The following is a 25,462-nucleotide window of genomic DNA, read 5'->3' on the forward strand; positions in this document are numbered from 1 at the left end:
AGCGCTCCCTCAACGGGCCCGAGATCAGGTGCCGTTGGGGGAGACCTTGATCCGAAGCGCCCCGTGGACCTTTGACCGGCGCAGCTCCGCAGTAGCGAAAAGGAAACCACGGTGTCTGACGAAGAACGGCTGATCGCCGGCCGGTACCGCATCCTCGACCGCGTCGGCCGAGGCGGTATGGGCACTGTCTGGCGGGCCCACGACACCGTCCTCGGCCGCCATGTCGCCGTCAAGAGGCTCCACCCCCAGCCCCACCTCTCCGAGGCCGATCTCGCCACCCTCTTCGAGCGCACCCGCCGGGAGGCCCGCAGCGCCGCCCGGATCAGTCACCCCAATGTCGTCGTCGTCCACGACGTGGTGGACGACGAGGGTCTGCCCACCATCGTCATGGAGTACGTCCCCTCCACCACCCTCTCCGACCTGATCCGGGTGCACGGCCCGGTTCCGCCCGAAGAGGCCGCCAGGATCGGCCTCGGTGTGCTCGCCGCACTGCGGGCGGCGCACCGGGCCGGGGTCCTGCACCGGGACGTGAAGCCCGCCAACGTGCTGCTCACCGAGGACGACCGGGTCGTTCTGACCGACTTCGGTATCGCCCAGGCCACCGGCACCTCGACTCTCACCGTCACCGGCCAGCTCGTGGGGTCGGTCGACTTCATCGCCCCCGAGCGCCTCGCCGGCGGAAGACCGGGCCCGGAGGCCGACCTGTGGGCGCTGGGGGCGACGCTCTTCCAGGCGGTCGACGGCCACTCACCGTTCCTCCGGGACTCGGTGACGGAGACCATGTACGCCATCGCCCTGGGGCCGACGCCCAAGGTCAGACAGGCCGGACCGCTCACCCCGCTGATCAACGGTCTGATCGCCAACAAGCCCAGCGAGCGGCTTTCGGCCGAGGAGGCCGAGCAGCTCCTGCGGACAGCCGCAACGGCACCGACGGCACGCACGGCGGCCACCGCGCCGACCACACCCACCGCGCGCGCCACGCCCGCCGAAGGACACGCCTCCGTCGCCGTGCCCGCCGTGCCCGCCGTACCCGCCGTACCCGCCCTGGACGCGGAACCCGGCACCCTCCCGGAGCGGGCGTCGAAGCCCGAGCCGGAGAAGGAGCGGGATCACGGCAAGCGCGTGGCATCCGCTGCCGGAACAGCCCCGGACGGCCCGCCGCCACGCACGCAACACACGCCAGGCACGCCACGCACGCCGCGTTCGCGCTGGCCCCGGTGGAGGAAACCGGTCGTGCTCGGCACGGCCGTCACCGCGGCGGTACTGGTCGCGATCTCGCTGCTGGCCACGCGGTCGCTGGAGAAGGGCGGTACCACCGTCCCGGCACCGGATGTCACGACCGCGGCGGGCGTCCAGACCGCGCCGCGAACACCGGCCATGTCATCGGCCCCGTCCGGGACGCCCTCTCCGTCCGACTCCCGTAGTTCCGAGGTCGCGTCGCCACCGGCCGAGGACTCCTCGCCGTCGCTGTCGGCGACCGATGCCGCAGGGGTCACGTCCACGAAGAGCGGATCCGGCTCCACGGCCCCTCCGACCGGCCATGCCCTGGTGGTCGCCGCCTCGGGGAAGTGCCTGAGCCGCGGCAACGGGGCCGAGGGCATCCAGCTGTTCCAGGACACGTGCGACGGCTCGGCGCAGCAGCGCTGGGGCATGGGTTCCGGGGTCGTCCAGTCGGCCGGGAAGTGCATGACCGTGGCCGGCGGAGCGACCGACGACCGCACCGAAATCCAGCTGGCCGGATGCGACGGCAGCGGCAGCCAGCAGTTCCGCCTCGACGGCACGAAGTTGCTGGCCGGGCAGTCGCAGAAGTGCGTGGACATTTTCGGCGGCGCGTCCGGAACGGTGGCCGTCCTCTGGGAATGCAACGGAAGGGACAACCAGATCTGGACGCTCGGCTGACCGATCCTCAGGGCTCGGCCACGCCGGCACCAACCTGACGCGACCCGAACCGCCCTCACGGCTCAGCCCCTGCGCGGCTCCCGCATCATGAAGACGTCCACCGGATCCTCGGTCTCCACAGTGAACCCGTGCCGCTCGTACAGCCGTCGGGCCGCGCTGCCCTGGAGGACGTTCAGGCGGACGGGTTCGCCGTCGGCGTCGGTCCGGGTGAGCAGGGTGCGCAGGACGGCGGAGCCGAGCCCTCGCCCCTGGACCTCCGGCGCGAGATAGAAGTGCTCCAGCCACAACGCGTCCTCGGCCGGCCGCAGTGCGACACAGCCGGCGAAGCGGCCCTCGGCCACGATGACCGACGTGTGCGGTACGACGAAGGCGTCCCGGAACCGCTGTCGCACCCGGTGCTCGTCGAACCGCCCCAGCCGTTCCAGGTCGGGGCGCATGACAACGGCCCGCACCTCGGCGATGGCCTCGACGTCGGCCGGTCGCGCGGGACGCAGGGTCCAGTTGGTGAGACGCGTACTCGTTTCCACGGCCGGAGTATCGCAACGGCCCTCAGGAACCCGCCCCGCCGTCTCGCCCTGCGAGCCACCCTGCCTGCCTCGCATGCCCGGTCTCTTCGACAGGGTGACGGCTTCGGACGGTCGGGGCCGCGGTGATGTCCCCGGTCTGCCCACATCCGGGCGGCGGCGGCACCCTCCGGCTCGGCGAGGTGGGCGGTGTGTGAGGGATCCGGCGGGCGTTTCCGGGACCCAGCCCGCCCACGCACCCCGCCCACGCGCCCCGCCCACGCGAGCGCAGGCCGCGGGAGTCATGACCCGCCCCGTTTCACACCGCGTCGCCGTCACATCGGCACGTTCACGCCGGTCCCAGCCCCTCCGCCAGTACCTCCGCCAGATGCCGCCCCCGCACCCCGGCCAGCTGCTCCAGCTGCGTACGGCAGGAGAAGCCGTCGGCCAGCACCACCGCGTCCTCGGGTGCCTCGTGCACTGACGGCAGCAGCTGTTCCTCCGCGCAGGCCTGGGACACCGCGAAGTGGCCTTTCTCGAAGCCGAAGTTGCCCGCCAGGCCGCAGCAGCCGCCGGTCAGGTCGCCGGTGAGTCCGGCGGCCTCGCGCAGGCGCCGGTCGGCCGCGTCGCCCAGGACCGCGTGCTGATGGCAGTGGGTCTGGCCGACGACCGGACGGTTCAGGACAGGTGGCCTCCAGTCGGGGGCCAACCGCTCCAGGGCCTCCGCGAAGGTGAGGACCCGGGCGGCGAGACGGGCGGCCCGCGGGTCGTCGTGCAGCAGCTCCGGGAGGTCGGTGCGCAGGGCGGCGGCACAGCTGGGTTCCAGGACGACGAAGGCGGGCGGCTCCGTCACCTCGTCCAGTTCCGGCAGCAGGAACGGCTCCACCAAATCCAGCGTGCGGCGCAACACCGCGCGAGCCTGGTCGAGTTGGCCCGTGGAGAGATACGTCAGCCCGCAGCAGGCGCGGACCCGGGGGCGGCCCATAGCCGCCGTCACACCGACGCCCTCGATCTCGCCGACCTCCGATCGCCGCACGCTCCACGGCCGCCCCGGCAGCTCGACGGCTCCGATCCCGGCCGCCTCCAGCACCCGCACCGCCGCCCGGCCGACGTCCGGCGAGAGGTGCTCGGTGAAGGTGTCCGGCCACAGGAAGACCATCCTGCGGGATACCTCGGGCTCGCCTCCCGCGCGCGCCTCGGCCATCCACCCGCGGGTCAGCTCCCGGTTCCGCCGCCTGAACCACCGGCTGAACGTCTCCGGAGCCAGCCGCGGGATCCGCCGCTCGACCGCGATCCCGCCGAGCCGCTTGGCGACGGCCGCCAACGGCCCTACGGAAGCAAGGGCGTTGACCACGGCGGCTGCCCGCATACGGTCCACCCAGCGCAGCCACACCGGCAGCCGGCCCATGCTGTAGTGGGCGGCCGGCCTTCGCCGCCCGGCGTAGTGGTGGTGCAGGAACTCCGCCTTGTACGTGGCCATGTCGACCCCGACCGGGCAGTCGGACCGGCAGCCCTTGCAGGACAGGCACAGGTCGAGGGCGTCCCGCACCTCCGTCGACCGCCAGCCGTCGGTCACCAGGCCACCCGCCTGAGCCTGACCCGCCAGCATCTCGTGCAGCAACCTCGCCCGCCCGCGCGTGGAGTGCTCCTCCTCGCCGGTGACCCGGAACGACGGGCACATCACGGCGGGTCCGGACGCCGACGTCGTACGGCATTTCGCGACCCCGACACAGCGTCGTACGGCGGCGGAGAAGTCACCGCCGTCGGCCGGGTACCCGAAGGCGACGTCCACCGGTTCCGTCGGCAGGACGGAGAAGCGGAGGTTGGAGTCGAGGGGTGCCGGGCGGACCAGCATCCCGGGGTTGAGCAGGTCGTCCGGGTCCCAGACCCCCTTGGCCCGCTCGAAGAGGGCGACCATCTCCTCGCCGTACATCTTGGGCAGCAGTTCGGCCCGCGCCTGTCCGTCGCCGTGCTCGCCGGACAGCGACCCGCCGTGCGCCGCGACCAGTTCGGCAAGCTCCTCGGAGAAGCGCCGGAAGCGGGCGACACCGGGGCGGGTCAGCAGGTCGAAGTCGATGCGGACGTGGATGCAGCCGTCGCCGAAGTGGCCGTACGGCGTCCCGCGGAACCCGTGCGCGACCATCAGCCCCCTGAAGTCCCGCAGATACGCGCCCAGTTGCTCCGGCGGCACCGCGCAGTCCTCCCAGCCGGGCCACGCCTCCGAGCCTCCCCCAGCCCTAGGGGGCTGGGAGGTGCCCCCAGGCATCCGGGTCGCCGTGCCGCTGGCGTCCTCGCGGATGCGCCACAGGGCCCGCTGCCCGGCCGGGTCGGTCATCACGAGCGCGTCGAGGACGTCGGCCGCGCGCACGATCCCCTCCGCACGCGCGCGTGCCTCGGCCTGCGACTCCCCGCCCGTCTCCACGAACAGCCAGGCGCCGCCCCGCGGCAGCGTGGCCGCCGAGGGCACGAGGTCGGCCGCCATGCCCTCCACCGTCAGGGGGCGGTGCACCAGCAGCCCTGCCGCCGCCTCGGCGGCCGCGCCCTCGTCCGCGTACCCGAGCACCGCGAGCGCACGCGCGCGGGGCGCCTCCACCAGTCGTACGACCGCCTCGGTGAGGACGCCCAGGGTGCCCTCGCTGCCGCAGAAGGACCGGGCGACGTCGGCCCGGTGCTCCGGCAGCAGGGCGTCCAGCGCGTATCCGGAGATGCGGCGGGGGAGCGCGGGGAAGCCGGTCCGCAGCCGCGCCCGCTCCCCCTCCACCAGTGCCCGCAGCCCTTCCGGCGCCCCGGCCCACTCCTGCCCGAGCCGCAGCCGCTCACCGCGCGCGGTGACGACGTCCAGTTCCGCCACGCTGTCCGCGGTCGTGCCCCAGGCCACCGAGTGCGAGCCGCACGAGTTGTTGCCGATCATCCCGCCGAGCGTGCACCGGCTGTGGGTGGAGGGGTCGGGCCCGAAGCGGAGTCCGTGCGGGGCGGCGGCGTCCTGGAGGCGGTCGAGGACGAGGCCCGGCTGCACGACGGCGGTACGCGCCTCGGGGTCCAGCGTCAGGACCTTGTTCATGTGCCGGGTGAAGTCCAGGACGACTCCGGTACCGGTGGCCTGTCCGGCGATGGAGGTACCGCCACCGCGGGGCACGACGGGCACGGAATGTGCGCGACAGACCTCCAGCACGGCGGCCACGTCGTCCGCGTCCTGGGGCGCCACGACCCCGAGCGGGACCCGCCGGTAGTTGGACGCGTCCATGGTGACCAGGGCCCGGGAGGTGACGTCGAAACCGACCTCGCCCCGGACGGCCTTGCGCAGGTCCGCCTCCAGATCCGTCATGACTCCAGCAAACCAGTCCGGTCAACACCGCGCCTGTCTCACCCGACGGACCACGTTTCGACCAGGTTTCCCCCAACGGCTACGCTCCCCCCGTGGCTGAGATCCGGATTCCCGCTGACATCAAGCCCGCCGACGGTCGTTTCGGCGCTGGCCCCTCCAAGGTGCGGGTCGAGGCGCTCGACGCCCTCGCCGCGACCGGTACGTCCCTCCTCGGCACCTCCCACCGCCAGGCTCCCGTGAAGAACCTGGTCGGCAAGGTGCGCGAGGGCGTCTCCGAGCTGTTCTCCCTCCCCGAGGGATACGAGGTCGTCCTCGGCAACGGCGGCTCGACCGCGTTCTGGGACGTCGCGACGCACGGCCTGATCGAGAACAAGTCGCAGCACCTGACCTTCGGCGAGTTCTCGTCGAAGTTCGCGAAGGCCTCCAAGCTGGCCCCCTGGCTGGGCGAGCCGACCGTGATCTCCTCCGACCCCGGCACGCACCCGGAGCCGCAGGCCGAGGCCGGCATCGACGTGTACGCGTTCACGCACAACGAGACGTCCACCGGTGTCGCGGCCCCGCTGAAGCGTGTCGCGGGTGCGGACGCCGGGTCGCTGGTCCTGGTCGACGCCACCTCCGGCGCCGGCGGCCTCCCGGTCGACATCGCCGAGACCGACGTCTACTACTTCGCCCCGCAGAAGTCCTTCGCCTCCGACGGCGGCCTGTGGATCGGCGTGTTCTCCCCGGCCGCCATCGAGCGCGCGGAGCGGATCCACGCGTCCGGCCGCCACGTCCCGGAGTTCTTCTCGCTGCCCACGGCGATCGACAACTCCCGCAAGAACCAGACGTACAACACCCCGGCCCTCTCGACCCTGTTCCTCCTCAACGAGCAGCTGGAGTGGATCAACGGCCAGGGCGGCCTCGCCTGGTCCACGGCCCGCACGAAGGACTCCTCGACCCGCCTGTACACCTGGGCGGAGGAGTCCAAGCACGCGTCCCCGTTCGTCACGGACCCGGCCAAGCGCTCCCAGGTCATCGGCACGATCGACTTCTCGGACGAGATCGACGCCGCGGCCGTCGCCAAGGTCCTGCGCGCCAACGGCATCGTGGACACCGAGCCCTACCGCAAGCTCGGCCGCAACCAGCTCCGCGTCGCGATGTTCCCGGCGATCGACCCGGCGGACGTCGAGGCACTGACGGCGTGCGTGGACTACGTGATCGAGAAGCTGTAGCACCCGCTTCAGCTACGACGACGAAGGGGCGCCCGGCGAACACCGGGCGCCCCTTCTCGCGTCGGCACCGGCCGCTTCTTCCCCGCCGACGCCCGTCCGAGACCAACCCGTAAGTCAGATGCACTCATCCCACCACTGGAGGTTCCATGCCCAAGGGCTACTGGGTCAGCGTCTACCGCACCGTTTCAGACCCGGAGAAGCTGGCTGCCTACAACAAGCTGGCCCGCCTGGCCGTCGAGGCCGGGGGTGGTCGGACCTTCGTCCGTGGCGGTCGGGTCGTGGCGCATGACGCCGGAATCGCCGAGCGCACCGTCCTGGTCGAGTTCGACAGCTTCGAGCAGGCCGTCGCGGTACGCGAGAGCGCGGCCTACCAGGAGGCGCTGGCCGCCCTCTCCGACGGCGTCGAGCGCGACTTCCGCATCGTCGAAGGCACCGACTGACCGAGGTCCGGTCGGATCTCCACCGAAGTTCAACTCGACTGCCGCCGGCGAGGGGTGGAAACAGCGCCGTACGTTCTCCGGCCTCGCCGAGACGAGTGAGTCCGGAGTGGCGCCATTCGTACGACAGTGAGGGCGCCCGGCGGCGGTGCCGGGCGCCCTCTCATACGTCTGCTCGGGTGGGTGTCAGCCTCGGAAGCCGAGGATTCCGTGCAGGGTGGTGCCGCCGGAGACGGCCGGGGCCGGGGCGGAGGTGCCGCTGAGGGCCGCCTTCGCCGACTGGGGTGCCGACGGAACCGGGTCGGCGGTCTTCTTGCAGACCGCGTCGGCCGTGCCGTGGCCGCGCGGCACCGTGCCGTCGGTCAGGTACTTCACCAGGTACTTGTCCAGGCAGGCGTTGCCGCTCAGCGAGATGCCGTGGTTGCCGCCGCCCTGCTCGACCACCAGGCTGGAGTGCTTGAGCAGCCGGTGGACGGCGACGCCGCCCTGGTAGGGGGTGGCCGCGTCGTTCGTCGCCTGGAACAGCAGCACCGGCGGGAGCTTGCTGTTGGCGATGCTGATCGGCTTCAGCTGCTTGGTGGGCCAGTACGCGCACGGCGCGTTGTACCAGGCGTTGTTCCAGGCCATGAACGGGGCCTTCTCGTACACGGCCCAGTTGTCCTTGCGCCACTGGTTCCAGTCGCGCGGCCAGGCGGCGTCACGGCACTGCACGGCGGAGTAGACGCTGTAGCCGTTGTCGCCGGAGGCGTCGATGGCCGCCATGCCCTCGTACGCCTTGACGAGCGGGGTGGCGTTCTTGTCGTTGACGTAGGCGGCGAACGCCTTGGCGAGGGAGGGCCAGTAGCCGTTGTAGTAGCCGCCGGGGATGAAGGTGTCCTCCAGCTCGGAGGCGCCCACCTTGCCGCCGGCCGGGGTCTTGGCGAGGGCTGCCCGCATCGCGTACCACTTGGCCCCGACCTTGGCCGGGTCGGTACCGAGCTTGTAGGTGGAGTCGTACTTGGCGATCCACGCCATGAACGCCTTCTGCCGGGCGTCGAAGGCGTAGTCCTGCGCGATGTTGGCGTCGTACCAGACCCCGTCGGGGTCGACGATCGAGTCCAGCACCAGGCGGCGCACCTGGCCCGGGAAGAGCTTGGCGTAGACCTGGCCCAGGTAGGTGCCGTACGAGTAGCCGAAGTAGTTGATCTTCTTGGCGCCGAGGGACTTGCGGATCGAGTCCATGTCCTTCACGGCGTTGATCGTGTTGATGTACGGCAGGAGGTCCGCGTACTTGCGGCCGCAGGCGGCGGCGAAGGACTTGGCGCGATCCAGGTTGGCCTTCTCGATCGCGGGGGTGCTCGGCACGGAGTCCGGGCGCACCGGGTTGAAGTAGCCCGGCTTGCAGTCCAGGGCGGGCTTGCTGTCGCCCACGCCGCGCGGGTCGAAGCCGATGACGTCGTACTGGGACGCGACCGCCTTGGGCAGCGCGCCCGCGACGAATTCGGCGAGGCCGAGACCGCTGCCGCCGGGGCCGCCGGGGTTGACCAGCAGCGGGCCCTGGTACTTCTTGGCGGTGTGCGGGACCCGGGACAGGGCCAGGGTTATCTTCCGCCCCTTCGGCTTGGCGTAGTCGAGCGGCACCTTCACCGACCCGCACTGCAGGGTCGGGGTGTCCTCCGTGCCGCACTTCTTCCAGCTGACCTTGGCCGCCGCCTGGGCGGTGGCCGCGGAGAGCGAGGTGCCGGCCTCGGCGGGGACGGCGGTGAGCGTCCCGGCCAGGACGACGGTCGCGCCGCACAGTACGACTGCGCTTCTTCTCATGAAGTTCTCTCAACTTGGGGGAGGTAGGAAAGGACCGAAGACTTCACGGACCTGACCGGATCCTGCCGAAAAAACCCACAGACGAGAATCATCTGAGCGAAAGATTTGAAACTCCTTTGATCTGACGGCACTTGACCCACTCCCTCCCCAGGGCCCCGACCCACCCCGCCCGTCGTGGCTGCCGCCAGGGACAGCGATTGGCAGAGCTGTCCCGACAGGTCATCCTGTGCGGCCTGCACACAGGGGGAGCCCACACCGAGCGCTGACCTGACGGACTCAGCGCGGCCGCGCATGTTCAACGCGCCCTGGCAGAATCCCGCACCTTTTGCAAGCAGGCGCTTGCAAAAGGGTGCGGCGCCCTGTGACTGGGCACGGGTGGCCAATGAACGCTTCAGCTGGCCGCTCCGATACACAGCGGCGACCCTGTTGCTCCGGAGAGCGTACGAATCCCGCACACAAGAGTCCTCACTCGCCGGCCTCCGCCTCGGCAGGACCTCCCCCCACAGCAATCCGCTCGCTCTCGAAACGCCCTCCACACGGCTCCGGGAAGCGGTGTTGTCAGTGGGCTCTGCCAAGGTGTGCGTCGTGGACGAACTGGTGGAGCGAGTCGACGGTCAAGACCGCGTGCTGGGGGTGACGGTCAGCCGCCGGCAGGCCATCCGGGAGGGTTGGCTGCACCGGGTCGCCGTGACGGTGTGCCGTGATGAGCGTGGGCGGATCCTCGTCCACCGGCGGTCGGAGCAGTTGTCGCGCTTCCCCGGGCTCTACGAGGTCGTGGTCGGTGGCGCCGTGGATGTCGGCGAGTCCTATGAACAGGCCGCCGCGCGGGAGCTGGCCGAAGAGCTGGGCACTCGCGTGCTGCCGCGCTTGCTGTTCACGTTCCTCAACCGCAGCGGTTTGAGCCCTCACTGGCTCGGCGTGCACGAAGCCGTGCTACCGGACACCGTGGTTCCCGATCCTGACGAGGTCGCCTGGCATGGCTGGCTGACCGAGCCGGAACTGCGGTCGGCCCTGCTGGACTGGCGCTTCACCCCCGACAGCCACGAAGCCTTCAGCCGGTATCTCGCATTCCGGACCGCGCAGTCCTGATACGTCCCGGCACTGACACCCTGTCTGCCGATTTCGCCGCAGCGCATCACAGAGACCCGCCCGACCACTGCCGTAAAGGTACGACCCGCCGGGAGGACCCGATGAGCGCGCAGCCCGACCACGCACCCATCCCGCCGTACGCCCCTGCCCCGGGCGCTCCGGCCGAACTTCTCGCGCAGCTGCGCGCCGACCGGCGTGCCGCTCAGTGGGTGCCGGCCTTCGAGCAGGAGTGGACGGCGGCGCTGGAAGAGTCGCGTCGGACGTTTTCCCTCGCCGGTCGTCCAGGACTGGCAGGGCCGCCTCGCCCACGCCCCGGCGGTCGACGCGTTCGTCGCCTCCGGCTACGACGACAGCGAGTTCATCGACATGGCGGAGCTGCGGGGAAGGCGCCGGTGACCGGACAGCCCTACTCGGTCCGCTTCTCCGCGTCGGCCGCGAAGGTTCTCGACACCCTGCCCGAGCACGTCGAAGACACCGTGTGGGACGTCCTGGACGCCGCCGCCGGCGACCCGTGGGGTTTTGGGCAGTGGAACGCCGACGGCATCGAAGGCGAGGATGTGCGCTACGCGTCCGTCAGCCAGATGTCTCTCACCTACTGGGTGAACCGGCCTCTGCGCCGTTTGACCGTCCTGAACATCGTCTGACTCGGCTGACCCAGCCATACGAACAACATGCTGGTCAGAGCGCGCTACGGCAAATGAGCTGCCTCCACACCCCGAAGGGTGCGGAGGCAATTGCTGGTCTTGATACCGCGGTGAGCAGCAGGAAGCCGGTGATGCCGCTGGCGCCGTACTTCCACTGCATGGTCTGCTCGACTCCGCCGCTCTGCTGCTACTACAGAGCGGAACAGGCACACCTCTGAGCCCCATTCGTCGCCGGAAGCAAAACTTCCACCATGACTACCAAGTTGGCAACCAACTCTAGCAGTGTTGTTCCCACTTGGGAGCTACTCATAAACAGAGTCCCAACAACTCCCCATAGATGGATCGAAGTTTTAGCGTTCGATGCGTGGGGTTTCTGCAGCTCAGACACAGTGACAGGCCGTACGTTTCATGCTGAACCAGTACCACTCGCTGGGACTGGTGATACTGATGGGTTGCCATATAGCGCGCCACCCCCGCACAGAACAGGGTGCGACCGTTGCCGGTTGATGCACGGGAGATCGTCGACCCGCCCCGTCAACGCATACCCCGATCGAGAGGCGGAGAGCTATCTGACCTGCGTGAACGCCTAAATCTGCAGAATATCCACTAGTTGAAGTTGGCGACCAACTGGCTATTCTTTTCCCGTGCCAGAAGGGATCCATAACCACCTTCCAATGAACTGCCCAAAGATGGCGAGAAGCTGCATCGAATGGCTGCTTCTGCTGTCGCTTACGAGACTGGTGATGCCCTATCGATCTCCAGCTTCTGGAAGTGACTGGAGATATCGAGTTGACAGCCAACTTGCCCAAGACCGCGCCTACTTCAGAGATGGGTGGAGATGGCGCTGGTTGGTTTCCACCCTGCCCATCAGGGGCACAACCCGGCTTAAGTAACACGCTTCGCCTTCGCTGAATTCAACAAGGGCAACACGCGAGTGCTGCTACCACTCGGCCTTTGTCTGCCAGCGCATCGGGAAGTGCACACCTCTGAGCCGAAGGAAAACTCGTGACCGACATTTCTTCCGATCCGGAACCGAACGTTCGCGGAGCGCCTCACTGGATCCCGGTGGTCATCGCTCTCGGGCTCGCAGTTGCCGCTCTCACCGCAGCCGTTGTCATGACGGTCCTTCTGCCGAGGGAGCCGGCCGTCTTCACGACAGCTTCCGCAATCGGTGTATCCGGCCTTACCGCAGCGGCGAGTGTTGCCCTGCCCCGGCGCTGAAAGAACTGAGCCAGGCAGGACCACCAGGTACCTCGGCTGGCCCGGTGATGAGTTGTCCACTCCGCCTCGCCGGACAGCTCATCACCGGCTGCCAGATAGCCGATTTGCCGGGCGGCCTGTAGGTCGTGGACATCTTCTGGCTCGGACGCCCATGGCAACGCCTCGCCCCGGTATTGCAGCTCTCCGGGGCGAGGCGCTTCCAGCGTCCTGAGGACTCAGCGGGAGCAGTGCGTGCAGGACGGGGTGCCGGCGAACGCACGGTCCGCCGCGACGACGTCGCGGCCGGTGAGATGCGCGGCCGCGTCCAGCGAGGCAGACAGCGGACGGCCTGCGTTGAGCTGGTAGGGCTTGTCGGTGGTGAGGTACCGGTCAGCCGACGCTGCGTACGTTCCAGGCTTCTTCCGATAGAGATCGTCGGCTCGGCTGGCACGGCGCCACCGCGCTTCGCTGCCTCCCCACTTCTCCTCCGCCTGCGCCGCGTCCATGCGGGTTGCTTCGCCGATGGCCTCCCAGCTGGTCCCACGGACCCGCTCAGCGATCACCGCAGCCTTCACGATCGTGCCCTCCGCCGAACCCTCCAGCTGTACCGCCTGGCGCACGTAGTCGCCGCCCTGCGCCAGCTTCCGGATTCACCTGGACGGTGACCGTCTCGCTACTCATGGCGAGGATCGTAGAGACGCTCCGCCACTTCACAGCCCTTTCTCACCTATAAGGCTCACAGCCCATCTCCCCAGCGCCTTCACCCTGGACCGGCTCCTGGAGCTCCCGCACCGCGACATGGTGGCCGACGTTCGACCCGGCTGCGTTACTGGTTGGCACCCAGGTTGACCGGACAGTCACACGAGCGATGGCCACCGGTCGGTGGCCCACTCCAGCCATCCTGACCACCCAGGAGGCGGACCTCCTACCTCATGGCCATCGAGTTCCGCCGCGTCGGGCTCCTCGAACAGCGACCTCCAGTGCACGAGGTCCGTCTCGCTCATCACGAAGGTCTGAGCAGGGGTGGTCGACTGTCGATGGGCGATCCGAGCACGTTGGGTCTCATGGTCAACCGGCACATACACAAGGTGACAGAACGCGCCCACAGACATCACCAACCAGCGGATCGCGGACCTCTCGTCACGAGACCAACATCCGAAATCCAGGACCACGTTCGTTCCGACCTTCAGTGCCTCCAGACCCAGCCAGAGCAGCCGCCCTTCCAACACATCGCGCTTCCCATCAGGCTGCGGATCGCCGAACAGCGGAAGCATCCACTCATCCGGTGTCAGCCTCAACGCGTTGTGCTTCTTGGCCAACTGTCGAGCTCTCGTGGTCTTTCCGGCCCCGGGCAGGCCAACCGTCAGGAACAACGTCGTCACGCCCAGATCCTGTCACGGAGGCCTAGTGATCACGGCTTGAGCCACATGTGGATCGAAGCCATGGTGACGGTGCCGTGGAAGACATGGGCGTTACAGATCGTCTTGTCCAAGCCGATGGGCCGGCCACCCTTGCTGCCGCGGCGGTGGCGGTTGGCCCGCGGGTTCTTCGGCTCGGGGATCGTGTACTTGATCTGGCGTCGTCGCAGGTATGGGCGGTTGCGGCTGACGGAGTATCCCTTGCCTCCGCCGAGATGGTCGGGCCGAGTCCATAGGCGCCCACGGTCCAGCCGGGCGACACGGACACAACTCACCGGCGGGATGAGCAGCTGGGCCAGGGCGGTGCTGCCGAGACGTTTTCGCGGTAGGGGCTCTCACGATCCCAGTGGTCATCCACGTGCCGCGCCCAGACCCACCCAAGCCGTGATCATCCGGGACCGACGGCCGCTGACGCCTACCCGAACTGCCGTAGGAACGCGCCCCAGCTCTCGCGGGAGAAGGTGAGGAGGGGCCCGGTGGGGCGCTTGCTGTCGCGGACGGCTCGGCCGGCGGGGGCGGTGGGGGCGACCTCGACGCAGTCACCCTGCTGTCCGGAGTACGACGACTTCCAGAAGGGGCCCACAACCTCGGTCACGTCAGGGCTCCTTAGCGTTCCTCAGTACGTCCCGGATGAGCTTCGCGCTCGCGTCCGGCGCCAACGCTGCCGATCGTAGTACGTCGTACGCGTTGCCGTAAGCGGCAAGATCCTCAGCCGCTTCAAGGATCGACGTGCCTCGCAAGTTCTCGATGGTCACGGCTTCGACCGCGGGCTCCGAGTCGAAGCTGAAGGAAGAGAAGGCCGGAATCGCAGCGGCCAGCGCGACCGCACTGAACGGCAGCACCTGCACGGTGACGTTCTTCCTCTTCGAGGCTTCCAGGATCGCGGCCAACTGCTCCCGGTGGATCTCGGCCCCCACCAGTGGGTGAGCGATGGCGGCCTCCCAGAAGATCGCGGTGTACGACGCCCCGCCCTCCTCGATCTTCGCCTGCCGCCCCTCCCGCACCTTCACCAACTGGGCGATGAACTCCGGCGCGACGTAGTCGGTGCCTGCCGCGATGACGGCTTCCGCGTAAGCCGGGGTCTGCAACAGCCCGGGTACCAGCACTGGTTGCCACTGGCGGATGTAGGTCGCGTCGTCCTCCAGCGCGATGTGATCGACGTAGTCCGGCCGCAAGTGCTCCGCATGCTCCAGCCACCAGCCCCGCTTCTTGGAGTGCTTGGCCAAGTCCTCCAGCTTCGCGCGGACTTCCGGATCCCGGACGTCGTACGCGTCCAGCAGCAGCCTCACCTCGATGACGCGGGCCGTCATGTGCCCGCTCTCAATACGGCTGATCCTGGCCTGACTTGATGCGATCACTTCAGCGGCCTGCGGCTGGTCGAACTTGGCAGCGTGCCGGTACTGCCGGAGCGCCGCGCCCAGGCGCCTGCTCCGTACCGTCGGCCGTGCACCTGTGGGCATGGAACCCCCCTTCTCGGCGCAACCATGCCACACCGATCGCCGACCATAAGGCCCCATCACTCGATCGAGGGACATGAGTGAATGCATTCAGTCATTGTGGTTGTGCGCACTTGAGATGTGGTCGTAGCTTCCAGCCATGCCCGCAACCGAGACCTTCCGCATCCCCAAACACAGAAGGCACGTCCCCGACGCCCGCCACCGCGTCATCAAGACCCTCGCGGACTGGGGGATCACCGCCCAACTCGCCGATGACATCGCCCTGTCGGCGAACGAACTCGTGACCAACGCCGTGACCCACTGCCGGGTGACCTGCGCCGAGGTGAGGATCACGCTCGTGATCCGGGAGCCCTACCTGTTCCTGGAGGTCCACGACCCCGACCGGGACCGGCTCCCCGAACTCCGTGACGGCGGGCCGGACGAAGAAGGCGGCCGCGGGCTCACGCTGGTCGGCCGGCTGGCGCACGGCTGGGGACATGGGCGGCTGCGCCACACGAAATGCGTGTGGGCGAGGTTCGCGCTCCCGGAGGGGACACATGGTCCGGCGGCTCTATGACGCGATGACCCGCTTGTTCAGCCGGACTCGCAGCGAGATCCCCGCACCGGACTACCGGCACCTCGCACAGGACGTACGCGTACCCGACCCCTACGTATGGCGGCTACCGGACCCGTACGAAGCCCGCTGGCGCCGCTGGTCGAAACGCTCCGCCGCGACCGGCCACCGTCTGCCGGTACTCCGGGAAGAGAACTGCTGGCACGCCCCGGCACTCCCCCGGACACCCCTGTGGTCGACGTCGGACAACCCGGTACGCCGGTACGTGACGGAACTTCCACGCTTCACTACGCCGGGTCGAACACCTTCCAGTGGCCCTCCGAGATCACGTCGACAGCGCCGTCCACCACCTTGATGGCGGTCTGATCGTCGATCGCGTACGCCGGACCACCGATCTCGGCCGCCCATCGTTCCGCGTCGGCCATGGTGTTCTCCGGACAAGCCGGATGATCCAGGTGCGGGAAGATCGAGAAGTCAACCAGGCCCAGCGCGCTGTCACCACCGGTGGACGGCTTCCAGCCCACGAAGTCCTCCCCGATGCGCGGGGTCATCACCGTGCTCCCGGCGCTGAATCCCACATAGACCGTGTCGGGCAGCGACGGCAGGAGCTCAGCGAGCCCGGACTCCCGCATCCAGTGGCACAGGTACAGCGCGTCACCGCCATTGACCAGCAGTACGTCCGCCTCCCGGACCCAGGAGACCCAGTGCGCCTTATCGATGCTGGGCAGCGCGGTGAGTTCCAGAACGCCCACCGACTTCCAGCCCAACCCGGTCATGGGGCAGTGGGATTGTCCGCTGACGAATCGCCACGGCCCGCCCGGATCGGCGTCGGGGGCCCCGTACCCAGCGGTGGGGATGCACAGGGCGCTGGACTCGGCGATCGGCCTGCCGAGGAGGTCGACCAGCGCATCCTGGATGCTCGCGTTTTTGACACCGGAGTCGGTGAGGAGAAGCTTCATCATGTCCTTCCGAGCAATGATGAGTTGATCCCGGGCCGGAAGTGTCGTTTCCCGCGATACGACGACGAGGGGCGCCCGGCGAAACCGGGCGCCCCTTCATCTTGCCTTCGGCCACTCCTCGGCGAACAGTTCTTCGGCACTGACCACCGTCAGTGAACACGCGTCCGGCGACCACACGGCCAGCCGATCATCCGGACCGGTGAACACCCCGCCGAATCAGTTCAGTTGAGGACCTCTCTTACGCCGCTGTACAGCTCACCGCCGGCACCCCACCACCCCCCGGCGCTCCCCCGAACCCGAAGCTCGCCGAACCGCCCACCGCGACGGTCCCGTTGTGCGAGGCGTTCACCGCGGTCACCGTCGAGCCGGTCTGGGTGTACGACGCGTTCCACATGGAGGTGACCTTCTGCGAGCCCGGCCAGGTCCAGGTCACCTTCCAGGAGGACAGCGCCGTCGAGCCCGAGTTGGCCACCTTCACCTCGGCGTTGAAGCCGCCGCCCCAGTCGCTGCTGACGGAGTAGGAGGCCGTGCAGGCCGCCGTGCCCCCGCCCGGGTCGCCGGGGCCGCTCCCGCCGCCCGAAGGCGGGAAGCCCGGCGCCTTCACGCTCGCCAGGTACCCGTCCTTCACGGTGTCCACGGTCTGCCAGTCGTCCTTGAGAATCCCGCCGGTGTCACCGGAGTTGGGATTCCACGACCAGAAGGTCCAGTGGAAGGAGTCGGCGCCGTACGTCGATGTCGGCCGCAGATACGAGACCAGTGCCGCCAGCCACTTCTGGTCCACGGTCGACTGGAGGGTGGTGCCGAACTCGCCCACCCACACCGGGGCGATGTTCTGCTTGAAGATGTAGCCCCAGTACTTGTCCCAGATCCCCGGCATGTTGGCGGGGAACGTCGGGTCGCTGAACCAGCTCTGTTGGGCCACGCTCGTCGCGTAGTCGTGGGCGGAGTAGACGACCCGGTTCGCCACACTCAGCTGCACCGGGTACTGGGCGACCCCCATGAGGTTGCCACCCCACCAGCCGGAGACGCCGTTGAAGGTCTGCACGCCCTCGACGAAGATCAGCAGGTCCGGGTTGATCCCCAGTACCGCGTTGCCCGCCCGCTGGGCCGCGAGGCGCCAGTCCAAGGAAGCGTCCCCGCAGCCCCAACAGGCCGGATCGTGGGGCTCGTTGTGCAGGTCGATGCCCACGACCGTGTCCTGGCCCTTGTAACGCGTCGCCAGTGCCTTGAGGTTGGCGATCCACGTCGCCTCCGGGACCGCGGCCGTGTACCAGAGCGCCGACTGGCCGCCGGAGTCGGGACGGTGCCGGTCGAGGATGACCTTGAGGCCGTCCCGGCCGGCGTAGGACACGAGTTTGTCCAGTACGCCCAGGGAGTTGAGGCCCTGGAGGTCGGCGTTCTTGCCGCTGGAGAAGTCGATGCTGTTGGGGACGGTCCCCGACTTGAAGATGTCGTCGCTGTAGGGGATGCGGATCGTGTTGTAGCCCAGCGACTTCATCTGGTCGATCATGGACTTGTAGTCGCGGGACCAGAGACCGTGGACGACGTAGTTGCCGGTCTCGAAGCCGAACCAGTTGATCCCGGCGATCCGGACCGGCTGCCCGGACGCGTCCAGGATCTGACGGCCGCTGGTGTGCCAGTAACCGGCGCCGGCGTCGGCCGCGGCCTCGGCCCCGCCCTCGGCAGCGTGGGCCTGCGCACCCAGCGGCAACAGAAGTGCCGCGGCCACCGCGCACAGCGCTCTTCGCAAACTGCGGAACATGTTCGCTGCTTCCTCTCGGAGGCGCGGGCCCGGAACTCAGTGGGAGCGCTCCCACCACCCTGCACTCCCCATGGAAGACAGATCGCATGAACACGTCAAGACATCCGGCGTCACCTTGTTCGTCGCCGGACGACTCTCAGCCGGTCGACTCTCAGCCGGTCGACTCTCAGCCGGTCAACTCTCAGGAAGAACGCCGGAACAGCCGCCGGAGTCCGAAGAAGCCGACGACCACGACCGCTACGGCCAGCGCGCCGACCTTCAGGTTGCTGTCGGAGGCTTTGCCGCCCTCGCTTCCGGAGGCCGATGAACTCCCGCTCCCCGAGGGGGACTTGGATGCGCCGTCACCGGGTGCGTCCTGCGCCTCCACTTCGCTGGCCGTGCCCTCCATGCCGAGCAGGATCTTGGTCCCGTCGACCGAGTAGGAGACGGACTCGCCCTGCCCGAGGGGCACGCTGAGCCGGCCCTTGCGCTTGATGTCGCCGCCGTTCCAGTCGTACCAGATACCGCCGAAGTACCCGCGTACGACGAGCTGTCGACCGTCGGGCGAGAACGCGGCGTCGGTGGCCCACAGGTCGACCGCCTTGACGGGCTTGAAGAGGTTCGTGCCGGAGGAGGAGAGCTTCGCGGGCCCCTCGTACAGATGCCCGCCGTCCTCCTGCTTGTCGATGATGTACAGGCGCCCGGTCTTCGGGTGGACGACCATGGACTCGGCGTCCCGGGAACCGTCGGAGTACTTCACGACGTACTGCGTGGCCTTGACGGACTGGTCCTTGAGGACCTTCGGCTCGGGCAGCTTGTAGACCCACACGTACGGCCAGGTGACCCCGTCGTTGTCGCCGATGTCGCCGACCCAGATCTGGTTGTCGGGCCCGATGGAGATGGCCTCGACGTCACGCGGGGTGCCCACGCCGGTCATGGTGATCCTGGCGACGGTCTTGCCGGTGGCGCTGTCGACGGCGTAGAGGTAGGCGCCGGTGTCCTGGTCGTTGTGGGTCCAGTAGATGCCGGGATGCTGACGGGAGGCGGCGAGCCCGCTGGATTCGGTGATCCGGGGGTCGCTGATGGTGAACCCCTTGTCCCCCTTCCCGTCGCCGTCGTCGGCAGCGGCGGGCACGGCGGCGGGCAGGACGCAGGCGCCCGCGAGAAGAATCCCGGCGAGGAGGGCGAAGGGTCGACGCATGTCCCAAGCCTGCCATCCGGCTCCGCCGGGCGGGGCGGGCGGGGCGGGGCGGTGGGGCCGGGTGAACCGGTCGAACCCGTACGGCCGACGGAACCAGTGCGGGCCGCTGCAGGTTGGCGAGGCCGAAGCGGGTGCGGGTGCGGGTGCGGGCGGTCCAGGCTGGCGAAGCCGGTGCAGGCCAGGCACGTCCGCAGAGCCGATCGAGCCGAGCCGGGTGCACCGGGCCGGTCCAGCCGAGCCGGATGCGCCGGGCCGGGTGAACCGGTCGAACCAAGCCGGGTGCACCGGGCCGGTCCAGCCGAGCCGGGTGCACCGGGCCGGTCGAACCAAGCCGGGTGAACCGGTCGAGCCGGGCCACCCGAACCGGTGCGCGCGGCCCGTTGCCGGCGTGACGCGTGGCCATCTTCACAGGGCCGAGATGCGCGAGACCCGTTACCCGCCGGTAAGAATCACCGATGATGAGCGCATGCTGCGATTCATGCCCGTCGGCGACTCCATGACCATCGGCAGCGCGGGCGAGCACACCTGGCGGTACCGGATGTGGCAGCACCTGCGCGACACGTACGGCGGCCCGTTCGCCCTCGTGGGCCCGCGCGAGACGCTGTACGACAAGGCCGCCGACGCCCCCACGTCGTACGAGTACGCCGACCCGGACTTCCCGCGGACCCATCTGGCCGGCTGGGGCGAGGGCTGGCTGCACATGGTCCCGCTGATCGGCGAGGCGGTGCGGGCGCACAAGGCGAACGTCCTGCTGGTCTCCCTCGGCCTGATCGACCTGGGGTTCTACACGAACGCGGAACAAACGGCGGAGAACGCACGGGCCTTCGTCGCGGAGGCCCGCCTCGCGAACCCCCGCATCCGCATGGTCGTTCTCCCGGTGATCCCGAACGTCCGGACGGAGTCGGACACGGCCTTCGCCGCCGAGCTCACCCGGTTCAACGAACTCCTGGCCAAGGCGATCGCCGACCTCGACGAGCCCCGCTCCCCCCTGCTGCCGGCCTCGCTCCCACCGTCGTGGGACAGCAACCACGACACCTACGACGGCACCCACCCGAACGCGAGCGGCGAGCACAGGATCGCGGCGGCCTTCGCGGAGGCGATGCACCAGGCGTGGGACCTGGGCAAGCCGTACAAGGCGGCCGGCTAGGGAATACCGGCCCGCCCCGGGGCCGTTGAACGCGCCGGCCTGTCCCCGTGAGAAAGCGCGGTGATCACGCGATGAAGGCGGTCCGGTTCCACGAGTACGGCGGGATCGACGTGCTGCGGGTGGAGGAGTCGGCGCGGCCGTCGCCCGGGCCCGGGCAGGTGCTGGTCGAGGTCCGCGCGGCCGGGATCCAGCCCGGCGAGGTGATGATCCGCGAGGGCGCGCGGCACGACCGCTGGCCGGCGACGTTCCCCTCCGGGCAGGGCAGTGATCTGGCCGGTGTGGTGGTGGAGACGGGCCCTCAGGTGCGCGGGTTCGCGGTGGGCGACGAGGTGCTGGGCTACACCCACACCAGGGCGAGCCACGCGGAGTTCGTCGCGGTCGACGACGTGAACGTGGTCCACCGTCCGGACGGGCTGTCCTGGGAGGCGGCCGGTTCCCTGTACGTGGCCGGTACGACCGCGTACGCGACCGTGTTCGCCGTGGACCCCGTGCCGGGGGACACGGTCGTGGTGTCCGGTGCGGCGGGCGGCGTCGGATCGCTGGCCGTGCAGCTCGCGCGGCGGCGCGGCGCCACGGTGATCGGGCTGGCGGGCGAGCGGAACCACACCTGGCTGAAGGAGCACGGTGTCGTCCCGGTCGCCTACGGGGAGGGCGTGGCCGAGCGGATCCGGGAGGCCGCCGGCGGGGGCGTCGACGCGTTCATCGACACGTTCGGCGACGGATACGTGGAGCTGGCGGTCGAGTTGGGCGTGCGGCCCGGGCGGATCAACACGATCCGCGACTGGCGGACCGCGGCCAGGGTCGGCGCCCGCACCTACGGGGAGGGTTCGGCGGCGTGCGCGGTCGTACTCGGTGAACTCGCCCGGCTCGCCGCGCGCGGGGACCTCACGGTGCCGATCGCCCGCGTCTACCCGCTGGAGCAGGTACAGGACGCGTTCCGCGACCTGGAGCGCGGACACACCCACGGCAAGATCGTGCTCCGGCCGTAGTTCGGTCGCACGGGGCTGTGGCAGTGCAAGGACATCGAGTTCGGCGCCGAGGCCGACATGACCACCACTCCCCTCGGTCTCACCGTCACATCCGACGAGTTCCCCCGCGGCCGGCTGACAGAATCCGCTGTATGGCGATCATCCACAACACCACTCTGAAGCCCACCAAGTTGGACCTGCTCACCACCTGGCTGCCCACCCGCCTGTGGTACGTCGGCACCGGCGCACCGGAGTTGACCCGGGCCGGCGGATTCCGGCTGGACGATCCGGCGGGCGAGGTCGGGATCGAGTTCATGGTGGCCGTCGACGCCTGCGGCCCCGAACCCGTTTCCTATCTGGTCCCGCTCACCTACCGCGCCGCGCCGCTCCCCGGCGCGGATCACGCCCTCGTCGGCACCATGGAACACGGCGTGCTGGGTCCGCGCTGGGCCTACGACGGCGTCCACGACCCGGTCCTGCGTGCCGGGCTCCTCGCCCTGTTCGAGGGCCGCGTCCACGCCCAGGCGCAGAGCCTCAGCGACACCCTCGACCACGAGGTCACCCACTCCTACGCCGGCGACGGCCTCCTCGTACCGGACGGTCCCGTCGAGGTCACCGAGGACCAGGACGGCACCGAGCTGCCCCTCCCGGACGGGACGGTCCTCCGCTTCCACCGGGTCCTACGGCCCTCGGCACCCGAGGGCGCGGTCGGCCATGTCTCCGGTGCCTGGGCGGCACCGGACGGCACCCGTGGGCGTGCCGTGTTCGCGAGTCTGCGCACTCCCTGAGACGGGCGATGTCCTCGACAGCCGCGTCCGGACGATCCGCACGGTGATCAACCCCGACAAGCACGGCCACGTGGGCCCGGTGGCGGACGTGTGGGCGGTCCACCGCGAGGTCCGGGCGGCCCGCCCCGGACGATGACCGACGGTCCCTTCACTCTCGCGAGGCGCTGACGTCCGGACCCGAGCAGCCCAGGCGCCAGAACCCCACGCCCGCCTCCCGACCGGCCCGCGCGACGCTGACCCCGCACCCGAGCAGGCCAGGCGTCAGAACCCCACGTCCGGCTTCCGGTAGGTCGGCGTCCGCCGGATCCGGCTTGCCCGCTCGTACGCGTACGCGAGGCGCAGCAGCACCGGTTCGCTCCACGCCGTCCCCATGAACGTCAGCCCCACCGGCAGTCCGAACGCGAACCCCGCCGGCACGCTCACCGCGGGATACCCGGCCAGGGCCGCGGGCGTCGACGCGCCGCCGCCGTACATGTCCCCCCGGATCAGGTCGATCTTGGCCGGCGGGCCTGTCGTCGGCATGACGAGGGCGTCCAGGCGGTGCCGGCGCAGCACCGCGTCGATGCCCTCGGTGCGGGAGAGCCGGTGGTTGGCGGCCAGCGCCTCCCGGTACTCCCGTTCAGAGAAGTCCAGCTTCTCGACCGTCTCCAGCCCGTCCTGCCGTACGTACCGCAGTTCACGGTCGGCGTGCGCACGGTTGAAGGCGATCAACTCGGCGAGGTCGCGCGGGTGTTCACCGCCGGCCGCGGCCAGGTAGGTGTTCAGGGCGCGCTTGAACTCGTAGGCCTGGACGATCATCGAGCCGGGCAGGTCCTCCAGTTGCTCGGCCGTGGGGATGTCGGCAGGGTCGACGATCACCGCTCCGGCCGCGCGGAGCACGGCGATCGCCCGTTCAGCGATCTCGTCGGCGTGGTGGTCGTACCCGTAGTACACGGTCCGCGGGACGCCGATACGGGCACCGCGCAGCCCGTCCGCGTCCAGGAAGCGGGTGTAGTCGCGGTGGAAGTGTCCCCGGCTCGCCGTCGTCGCCGGGTCCCTCCCGTCGACCCCGACCAGCGTGCCGAGCATGATCGCCGCGTCCCGGACGGTGCGTGCCATCGGGCCGACGCTGTCCTGGCTCGGCACACCGGGGATCACCCCGCCCCGGCCGACCAGTCCGACGGTCGGTTTGACGCCGACGAGACAGTTCGCCGACGACGGGTCGATGATCGAGCCGTTGGTCTCGGTGCCGATGCCGGCGACGCACAGGTTGGCCGCGACGGCTGCGCCGGTGCCGGAGCTGGACTCGTTGGGTGACCGGTCGAGCTTGTACGGGTTGCGGGTCTGGCCGCCGCGCGCGCTCCACCCGGCGTGGTGGGTGAGCGACAGGCCGCCCGCCCACTCGCTGAGGTTGGTCTTGCCGAGAATGACGGCACCGGCGGCCCGGAGCCGGGCGGCGACCGTGGCGTCCCGCGCGGGCCGGAGCCCTTCCAGGGCGAGGGAGCCGGCCGTGGTGTGCATCCGGTCGGCGGTCTCGACCAGGTCCTTCAGCAGGACGGGCATGCCGTGCAGCGGGCCGCGGGGGCGCCCGCCCGCGTCGAGCCGCCGCGCCTCCCGCAGTGCGTCGGGGTTGACCTCGATCACCGCGTGCAGGAGGGGGTCGATGCGTTCGATCCGCTCCAGGTAGTACCGGGTGAGCCGTTCCGCGTCGAGCCGTCCTTGATCCATGAGTGCGCGCAGTTCGGTGACGCCGAGCTCGTCGAACTCCCCACCCGCGGTGTCGGCCCGAGCCGGGGCCGCCCCCAGCAAGGGCGTGGCCGCGGCCGCGGTGCCGAGCGCCAGTACGCTCCGTCGGGTGGCGCGGGGTTCCTCCATACGTGCCGTACGTGTCATGCACTGAACGCTAGAGACGAAACCGTCACAACTCCCTCCGGCTGTCCCCCGATTCCGCAGGGGAGCAGTCCCCCCTGGACCCGCCCTTGCCTGGAGTCCACTCCAAGGCGTTGGCTGGACCACCATGAAGTACACGCAGCTCGGACGCACCGGACTCAAGGTCAGCCGACTCGTCCTCGGCACCATGAACTTCGGCCCGCAGACCGACGAGCCCGACTCGCACACGATCATGGACTCGGCACTCGACGCGGGCATCAACTACTTCGACACGGCCAACGTGTACGGCTGGGGCGAGAACAAGGGCCGTACCGAGGAGATCATCGGCAACTGGTTCGCGAAGAGCGCCGCGAACCGCGACCGGACCGTCCTCGCCACCAAGGTCTACGGCAACATGGCCGCGGACGGCGACGCCTGGCCCAACCACGACAAGCTCTCCGCGCTCAACATCCGCCGTGCCGTCGACGCGTCGCTCAAGCGGCTCCAGACCGACTACATCGACATCTACCAGTTCCACCACGTCGACCGCGCCACCCCCTTCGAGGAGATCTGGCAGGCGATCGACACCCTCGTCCAGCAGGGCAAGATCCTGTACGTCGGGTCCTCCAACTTCCCCGGCTACAAGATCGCGCAGGCCAACGAGATCGCTGCGCGGCGGGGCGGCACCATCGGGCTCGTCAGCGAGCAGTGCCTCTACAACCTCGCCGAGCGGCGCGCCGAGATGGAGGTCATCCCGGCCGCCCAGGAGTACGGCCTCGGTGTGATCCCCTGGTCGCCGCTGCACGGCGGTCTCCTCGGCGGGGTCATCAAGAAGGAGGCCAAGGGCGGCCGCCGCGCCTCCGGCCGAGCCGCCGACACCCTCGCCGACCCGGCCAAGCGCGCCCAGATCCAGTCGTACGAGGACCTGCTGGAGAAGCACGGCCTGGAGCCCGGGGAAGCGGCCCTGGCCTGGCTGCTGACCCGCCCCGGCGTCACGGGCCCGATCGTCGGCCCCCGCACGGCGGAGCAGCTGGAGTCGGCGATCAGGGCCGTCGAGCTGGAACTGAGCGAGGAACTCCTGGCGGGCCTGGACGAGATCTTCCCGGGCCCGGGCCCGTCCCCGGAAGCCTTCGCCTGGTAGGCCCCCTCGGGGGCACGGGGCGGAGTCGACACGGACCTCCGCCCCGCGGGGCCAGATCGTCCACGACGGCCACCCACGCGACGTCACCGTCCGCCCCGCAGGCGGGGCCCGTCACGCAGGCGGTTCCCCTACC

The 25,462-nt window shown here is 69.6% G+C and carries 21 protein-coding genes and 2 pseudogenes; 11 read left to right on the plus strand and 12 right to left on the minus strand.

The features are described 5' to 3' along the window. The first annotated feature begins 111 nt into the window (after window positions 1-111). On the plus strand, window positions 112-1,899 hold the full coding sequence (locus tag OHT57_RS22465; protein WP_328748277.1) for a serine/threonine protein kinase: 1,788 nt from the start codon (window positions 112-114) through the stop codon (window positions 1,897-1,899). Between the two features lie 62 nt (window positions 1,900-1,961). On the opposite strand, the gene OHT57_RS22470 is transcribed toward OHT57_RS22465, so the two are convergent. Together OHT57_RS22470 and OHT57_RS22475 are read right to left on the minus strand one after the other, a co-directional pair. Then, a complete protein-coding gene (locus tag OHT57_RS22470; protein WP_328748278.1) occupies window positions 1,962-2,426 on the minus strand; it encodes a GNAT family N-acetyltransferase in 465 nt (154 codons plus the stop codon). Window positions 2,427-2,751: 325 nt separating this feature from the next. Beyond that, window positions 2,752-5,727, minus strand: coding sequence for an FAD-binding and (Fe-S)-binding domain-containing protein (locus OHT57_RS22475; RefSeq protein WP_328748279.1), 2,976 nt, complete (start codon window positions 5,725-5,727; stop codon window positions 2,752-2,754). Between the two features lie 92 nt (window positions 5,728-5,819). Between OHT57_RS22475 and serC the strand changes: the two genes are divergently transcribed. Together serC and OHT57_RS22485 are read left to right on the plus strand one after the other, a co-directional pair. Then, window positions 5,820-6,938 carry a phosphoserine transaminase gene (gene serC / locus OHT57_RS22480; RefSeq protein WP_328748281.1) on the plus strand — a complete coding sequence of 373 codons (1,119 nt, stop codon included), beginning with the start codon at window positions 5,820-5,822 and terminating at the stop codon, window positions 6,936-6,938. A 146-nt stretch (window positions 6,939-7,084) separates the two neighbouring features. Continuing rightward, window positions 7,085-7,378, plus strand: coding sequence for a DUF1330 domain-containing protein (locus OHT57_RS22485; RefSeq protein ID WP_328748282.1), 294 nt, complete (start codon window positions 7,085-7,087; stop codon window positions 7,376-7,378). Between the two features lie 183 nt (window positions 7,379-7,561). Here OHT57_RS22485 and OHT57_RS22490 read toward each other — a convergent pair whose 3' ends face one another. After that, window positions 7,562-9,175 carry an alpha/beta hydrolase gene (locus OHT57_RS22490; RefSeq protein ID WP_328748283.1) on the minus strand — a complete coding sequence of 538 codons (1,614 nt, stop codon included), beginning with the start codon at window positions 9,173-9,175 and terminating at the stop codon, window positions 7,562-7,564. A gap of 585 nt (window positions 9,176-9,760) precedes the next feature. Here OHT57_RS22490 and OHT57_RS22495 point away from each other — a divergent pair. The 3 genes and pseudogenes from OHT57_RS22495 to OHT57_RS22505 all read left to right on the plus strand — a co-directional run bounded on the left by OHT57_RS22495 (window position 9,761) and on the right by OHT57_RS22505 (window position 10,908). Continuing rightward, window positions 9,761-10,264 (plus strand): NUDIX domain-containing protein, encoded by a 504-nt coding sequence (locus OHT57_RS22495; protein ID WP_443053473.1) that lies wholly within the window; start codon window positions 9,761-9,763, stop codon window positions 10,262-10,264. Between the two features lie 101 nt (window positions 10,265-10,365). Beyond that, a pseudogene (locus tag OHT57_RS22500) lies at window positions 10,366-10,660 on the plus strand (DUF6247 family protein). Beyond that, window positions 10,657-10,908, plus strand: a complete 252-nt coding sequence (locus OHT57_RS22505; protein WP_328748284.1) for a hypothetical protein — start codon at window positions 10,657-10,659, stop codon at window positions 10,906-10,908. Before OHT57_RS22500 ends, OHT57_RS22505 begins: the two are co-directional and overlap by 4 nt. A gap of 1,436 nt (window positions 10,909-12,344) precedes the next feature. Here the strand turns inward: OHT57_RS22505 and OHT57_RS22510 are convergent. The 5 genes and pseudogenes from OHT57_RS22510 to OHT57_RS22530 form a co-directional block, all read right to left on the minus strand. After that, complete coding sequence (locus tag OHT57_RS22510; protein WP_328748285.1) at window positions 12,345-12,728, minus strand: hypothetical protein; 384 nt, start codon at window positions 12,726-12,728, stop codon at window positions 12,345-12,347. Window positions 12,729-12,965: 237 nt separating this feature from the next. Continuing rightward, complete coding sequence (locus tag OHT57_RS22515; RefSeq protein WP_328748286.1) at window positions 12,966-13,490, minus strand: AAA family ATPase; 525 nt, start codon at window positions 13,488-13,490, stop codon at window positions 12,966-12,968. A 29-nt stretch (window positions 13,491-13,519) separates the two neighbouring features. Further along, window positions 13,520-13,789, minus strand: a pseudogene (locus OHT57_RS22520) (IS5/IS1182 family transposase); the annotation flags it as partial. Between the two features lie 152 nt (window positions 13,790-13,941). Then, a complete protein-coding gene (locus OHT57_RS22525) occupies window positions 13,942-14,121 on the minus strand; it encodes a DUF397 domain-containing protein (RefSeq protein ID WP_328748287.1) in 180 nt (59 codons plus the stop codon). Between the two features lies 1 nt (window position 14,122). After that, complete coding sequence (locus tag OHT57_RS22530; RefSeq protein WP_328748288.1) at window positions 14,123-14,986, minus strand: helix-turn-helix domain-containing protein; 864 nt, start codon at window positions 14,984-14,986, stop codon at window positions 14,123-14,125. Between the two features lie 136 nt (window positions 14,987-15,122). Between OHT57_RS22530 and OHT57_RS22535 the strand changes: the two genes are divergently transcribed. Beyond that, window positions 15,123-15,539, plus strand: a complete 417-nt coding sequence (locus OHT57_RS22535; RefSeq protein ID WP_328748289.1) for an ATP-binding protein — start codon at window positions 15,123-15,125, stop codon at window positions 15,537-15,539. Window positions 15,540-15,823: 284 nt separating this feature from the next. On the opposite strand, the gene OHT57_RS22540 is transcribed toward OHT57_RS22535, so the two are convergent. The 3 genes from OHT57_RS22540 to OHT57_RS22550 form a co-directional block, all read right to left on the minus strand. Beyond that, window positions 15,824-16,495 carry a Type 1 glutamine amidotransferase-like domain-containing protein gene (locus tag OHT57_RS22540; protein WP_443053627.1) on the minus strand — a complete coding sequence of 224 codons (672 nt, stop codon included), beginning with the start codon at window positions 16,493-16,495 and terminating at the stop codon, window positions 15,824-15,826. A gap of 238 nt (window positions 16,496-16,733) precedes the next feature. After that, window positions 16,734-18,257: a cellulase family glycosylhydrolase gene (locus OHT57_RS22545; protein ID WP_328748291.1), complete on the minus strand. Its 1,524-nt coding sequence runs from the start codon at window positions 18,255-18,257 to the stop codon at window positions 16,734-16,736. A 181-nt stretch (window positions 18,258-18,438) separates the two neighbouring features. Next, the gene (locus tag OHT57_RS22550) at window positions 18,439-19,437 is read right to left on the minus strand and encodes a WD40 repeat domain-containing protein (protein ID WP_328748292.1); all 999 of its coding nucleotides are present in this window, start codon (window positions 19,435-19,437) and stop codon (window positions 18,439-18,441) included. Window positions 19,438-19,903: 466 nt separating this feature from the next. On the opposite strand from OHT57_RS22550, the gene OHT57_RS22555 reads away from it, so the two are divergent. From OHT57_RS22555 to OHT57_RS22565, 3 genes are all read left to right on the plus strand, one after another. Further along, a complete protein-coding gene (locus tag OHT57_RS22555) occupies window positions 19,904-20,584 on the plus strand; it encodes a GDSL-type esterase/lipase family protein (RefSeq protein WP_328748293.1) in 681 nt (226 codons plus the stop codon). 71 nt (window positions 20,585-20,655) lie between these two features. Next, window positions 20,656-21,573: an NADP-dependent oxidoreductase gene (locus OHT57_RS22560; RefSeq protein WP_328753287.1), complete on the plus strand. Its 918-nt coding sequence runs from the start codon at window positions 20,656-20,658 to the stop codon at window positions 21,571-21,573. Between the two features lie 131 nt (window positions 21,574-21,704). Beyond that, on the plus strand, window positions 21,705-22,340 hold the full coding sequence (locus tag OHT57_RS22565) for a maltokinase N-terminal cap-like domain-containing protein (RefSeq protein WP_328748294.1): 636 nt from the start codon (window positions 21,705-21,707) through the stop codon (window positions 22,338-22,340). 261 nt (window positions 22,341-22,601) lie between these two features. On the opposite strand, the gene OHT57_RS22575 is transcribed toward OHT57_RS22565, so the two are convergent. Next, window positions 22,602-24,194 carry an amidase gene (locus OHT57_RS22575; protein WP_328753288.1) on the minus strand — a complete coding sequence of 531 codons (1,593 nt, stop codon included), beginning with the start codon at window positions 24,192-24,194 and terminating at the stop codon, window positions 22,602-22,604. A 142-nt stretch (window positions 24,195-24,336) separates the two neighbouring features. On the opposite strand from OHT57_RS22575, the gene OHT57_RS22580 reads away from it, so the two are divergent. Then, a complete protein-coding gene (locus OHT57_RS22580) occupies window positions 24,337-25,329 on the plus strand; it encodes an aldo/keto reductase (RefSeq protein ID WP_328748295.1) in 993 nt (330 codons plus the stop codon). Window positions 25,330-25,462: the final 133 nt, after the last annotated feature.

It is taken from the genome of Streptomyces sp. NBC_00285, assembly GCF_036174265.1.
In the GTDB taxonomy this organism is placed as follows: Bacteria; Actinomycetota; Actinomycetes; order Streptomycetales; family Streptomycetaceae; genus Streptomyces.

What these genes read in the sequence shown, in the direction of transcription:
- OHT57_RS22475 (WP_328748279.1), bottom strand. Translation starts at nt 5,727, where the DNA reads ATGACGGATCTGGAGGCGGACCTGCGCAAGGCCGTCCGGGGCGAGGTC.
- OHT57_RS22485 (WP_328748282.1), top strand. Translation starts at nt 7,085, where the DNA reads ATGCCCAAGGGCTACTGGGTCAGCGTCTACCGCACCGTTTCAGACCCG.
- OHT57_RS22490 (WP_328748283.1), bottom strand. Translation starts at nt 9,175, where the DNA reads ATGAGAAGAAGCGCAGTCGTACTGTGCGGCGCGACCGTCGTCCTGGCC.
- OHT57_RS22530 (WP_328748288.1), bottom strand. Translation starts at nt 14,986, where the DNA reads ATGCCCACAGGTGCACGGCCGACGGTACGGAGCAGGCGCCTGGGCGCG.
- OHT57_RS22535 (WP_328748289.1), top strand. Translation starts at nt 15,123, where the DNA reads ATGCCCGCAACCGAGACCTTCCGCATCCCCAAACACAGAAGGCACGTC.
- OHT57_RS22540 (WP_443053627.1), bottom strand. Translation starts at nt 16,495, where the DNA reads ATGAAGCTTCTCCTCACCGACTCCGGTGTCAAAAACGCGAGCATCCAG.
- OHT57_RS22545 (WP_328748291.1), bottom strand. Translation starts at nt 18,257, where the DNA reads ATGTTCCGCAGTTTGCGAAGAGCGCTGTGCGCGGTGGCCGCGGCACTT.
- OHT57_RS22550 (WP_328748292.1), bottom strand. Translation starts at nt 19,437, where the DNA reads ATGCGTCGACCCTTCGCCCTCCTCGCCGGGATTCTTCTCGCGGGCGCC.
- OHT57_RS22555 (WP_328748293.1), top strand. Translation starts at nt 19,904, where the DNA reads ATGCTGCGATTCATGCCCGTCGGCGACTCCATGACCATCGGCAGCGCG.
- OHT57_RS22560 (WP_328753287.1), top strand. Translation starts at nt 20,656, where the DNA reads ATGAAGGCGGTCCGGTTCCACGAGTACGGCGGGATCGACGTGCTGCGG.
- OHT57_RS22565 (WP_328748294.1), top strand. Translation starts at nt 21,705, where the DNA reads ATGGCGATCATCCACAACACCACTCTGAAGCCCACCAAGTTGGACCTG.
- OHT57_RS22575 (WP_328753288.1), bottom strand. Translation starts at nt 24,194, where the DNA reads ATGGAGGAACCCCGCGCCACCCGACGGAGCGTACTGGCGCTCGGCACC.
- OHT57_RS22580 (WP_328748295.1), top strand. Translation starts at nt 24,337, where the DNA reads ATGAAGTACACGCAGCTCGGACGCACCGGACTCAAGGTCAGCCGACTC.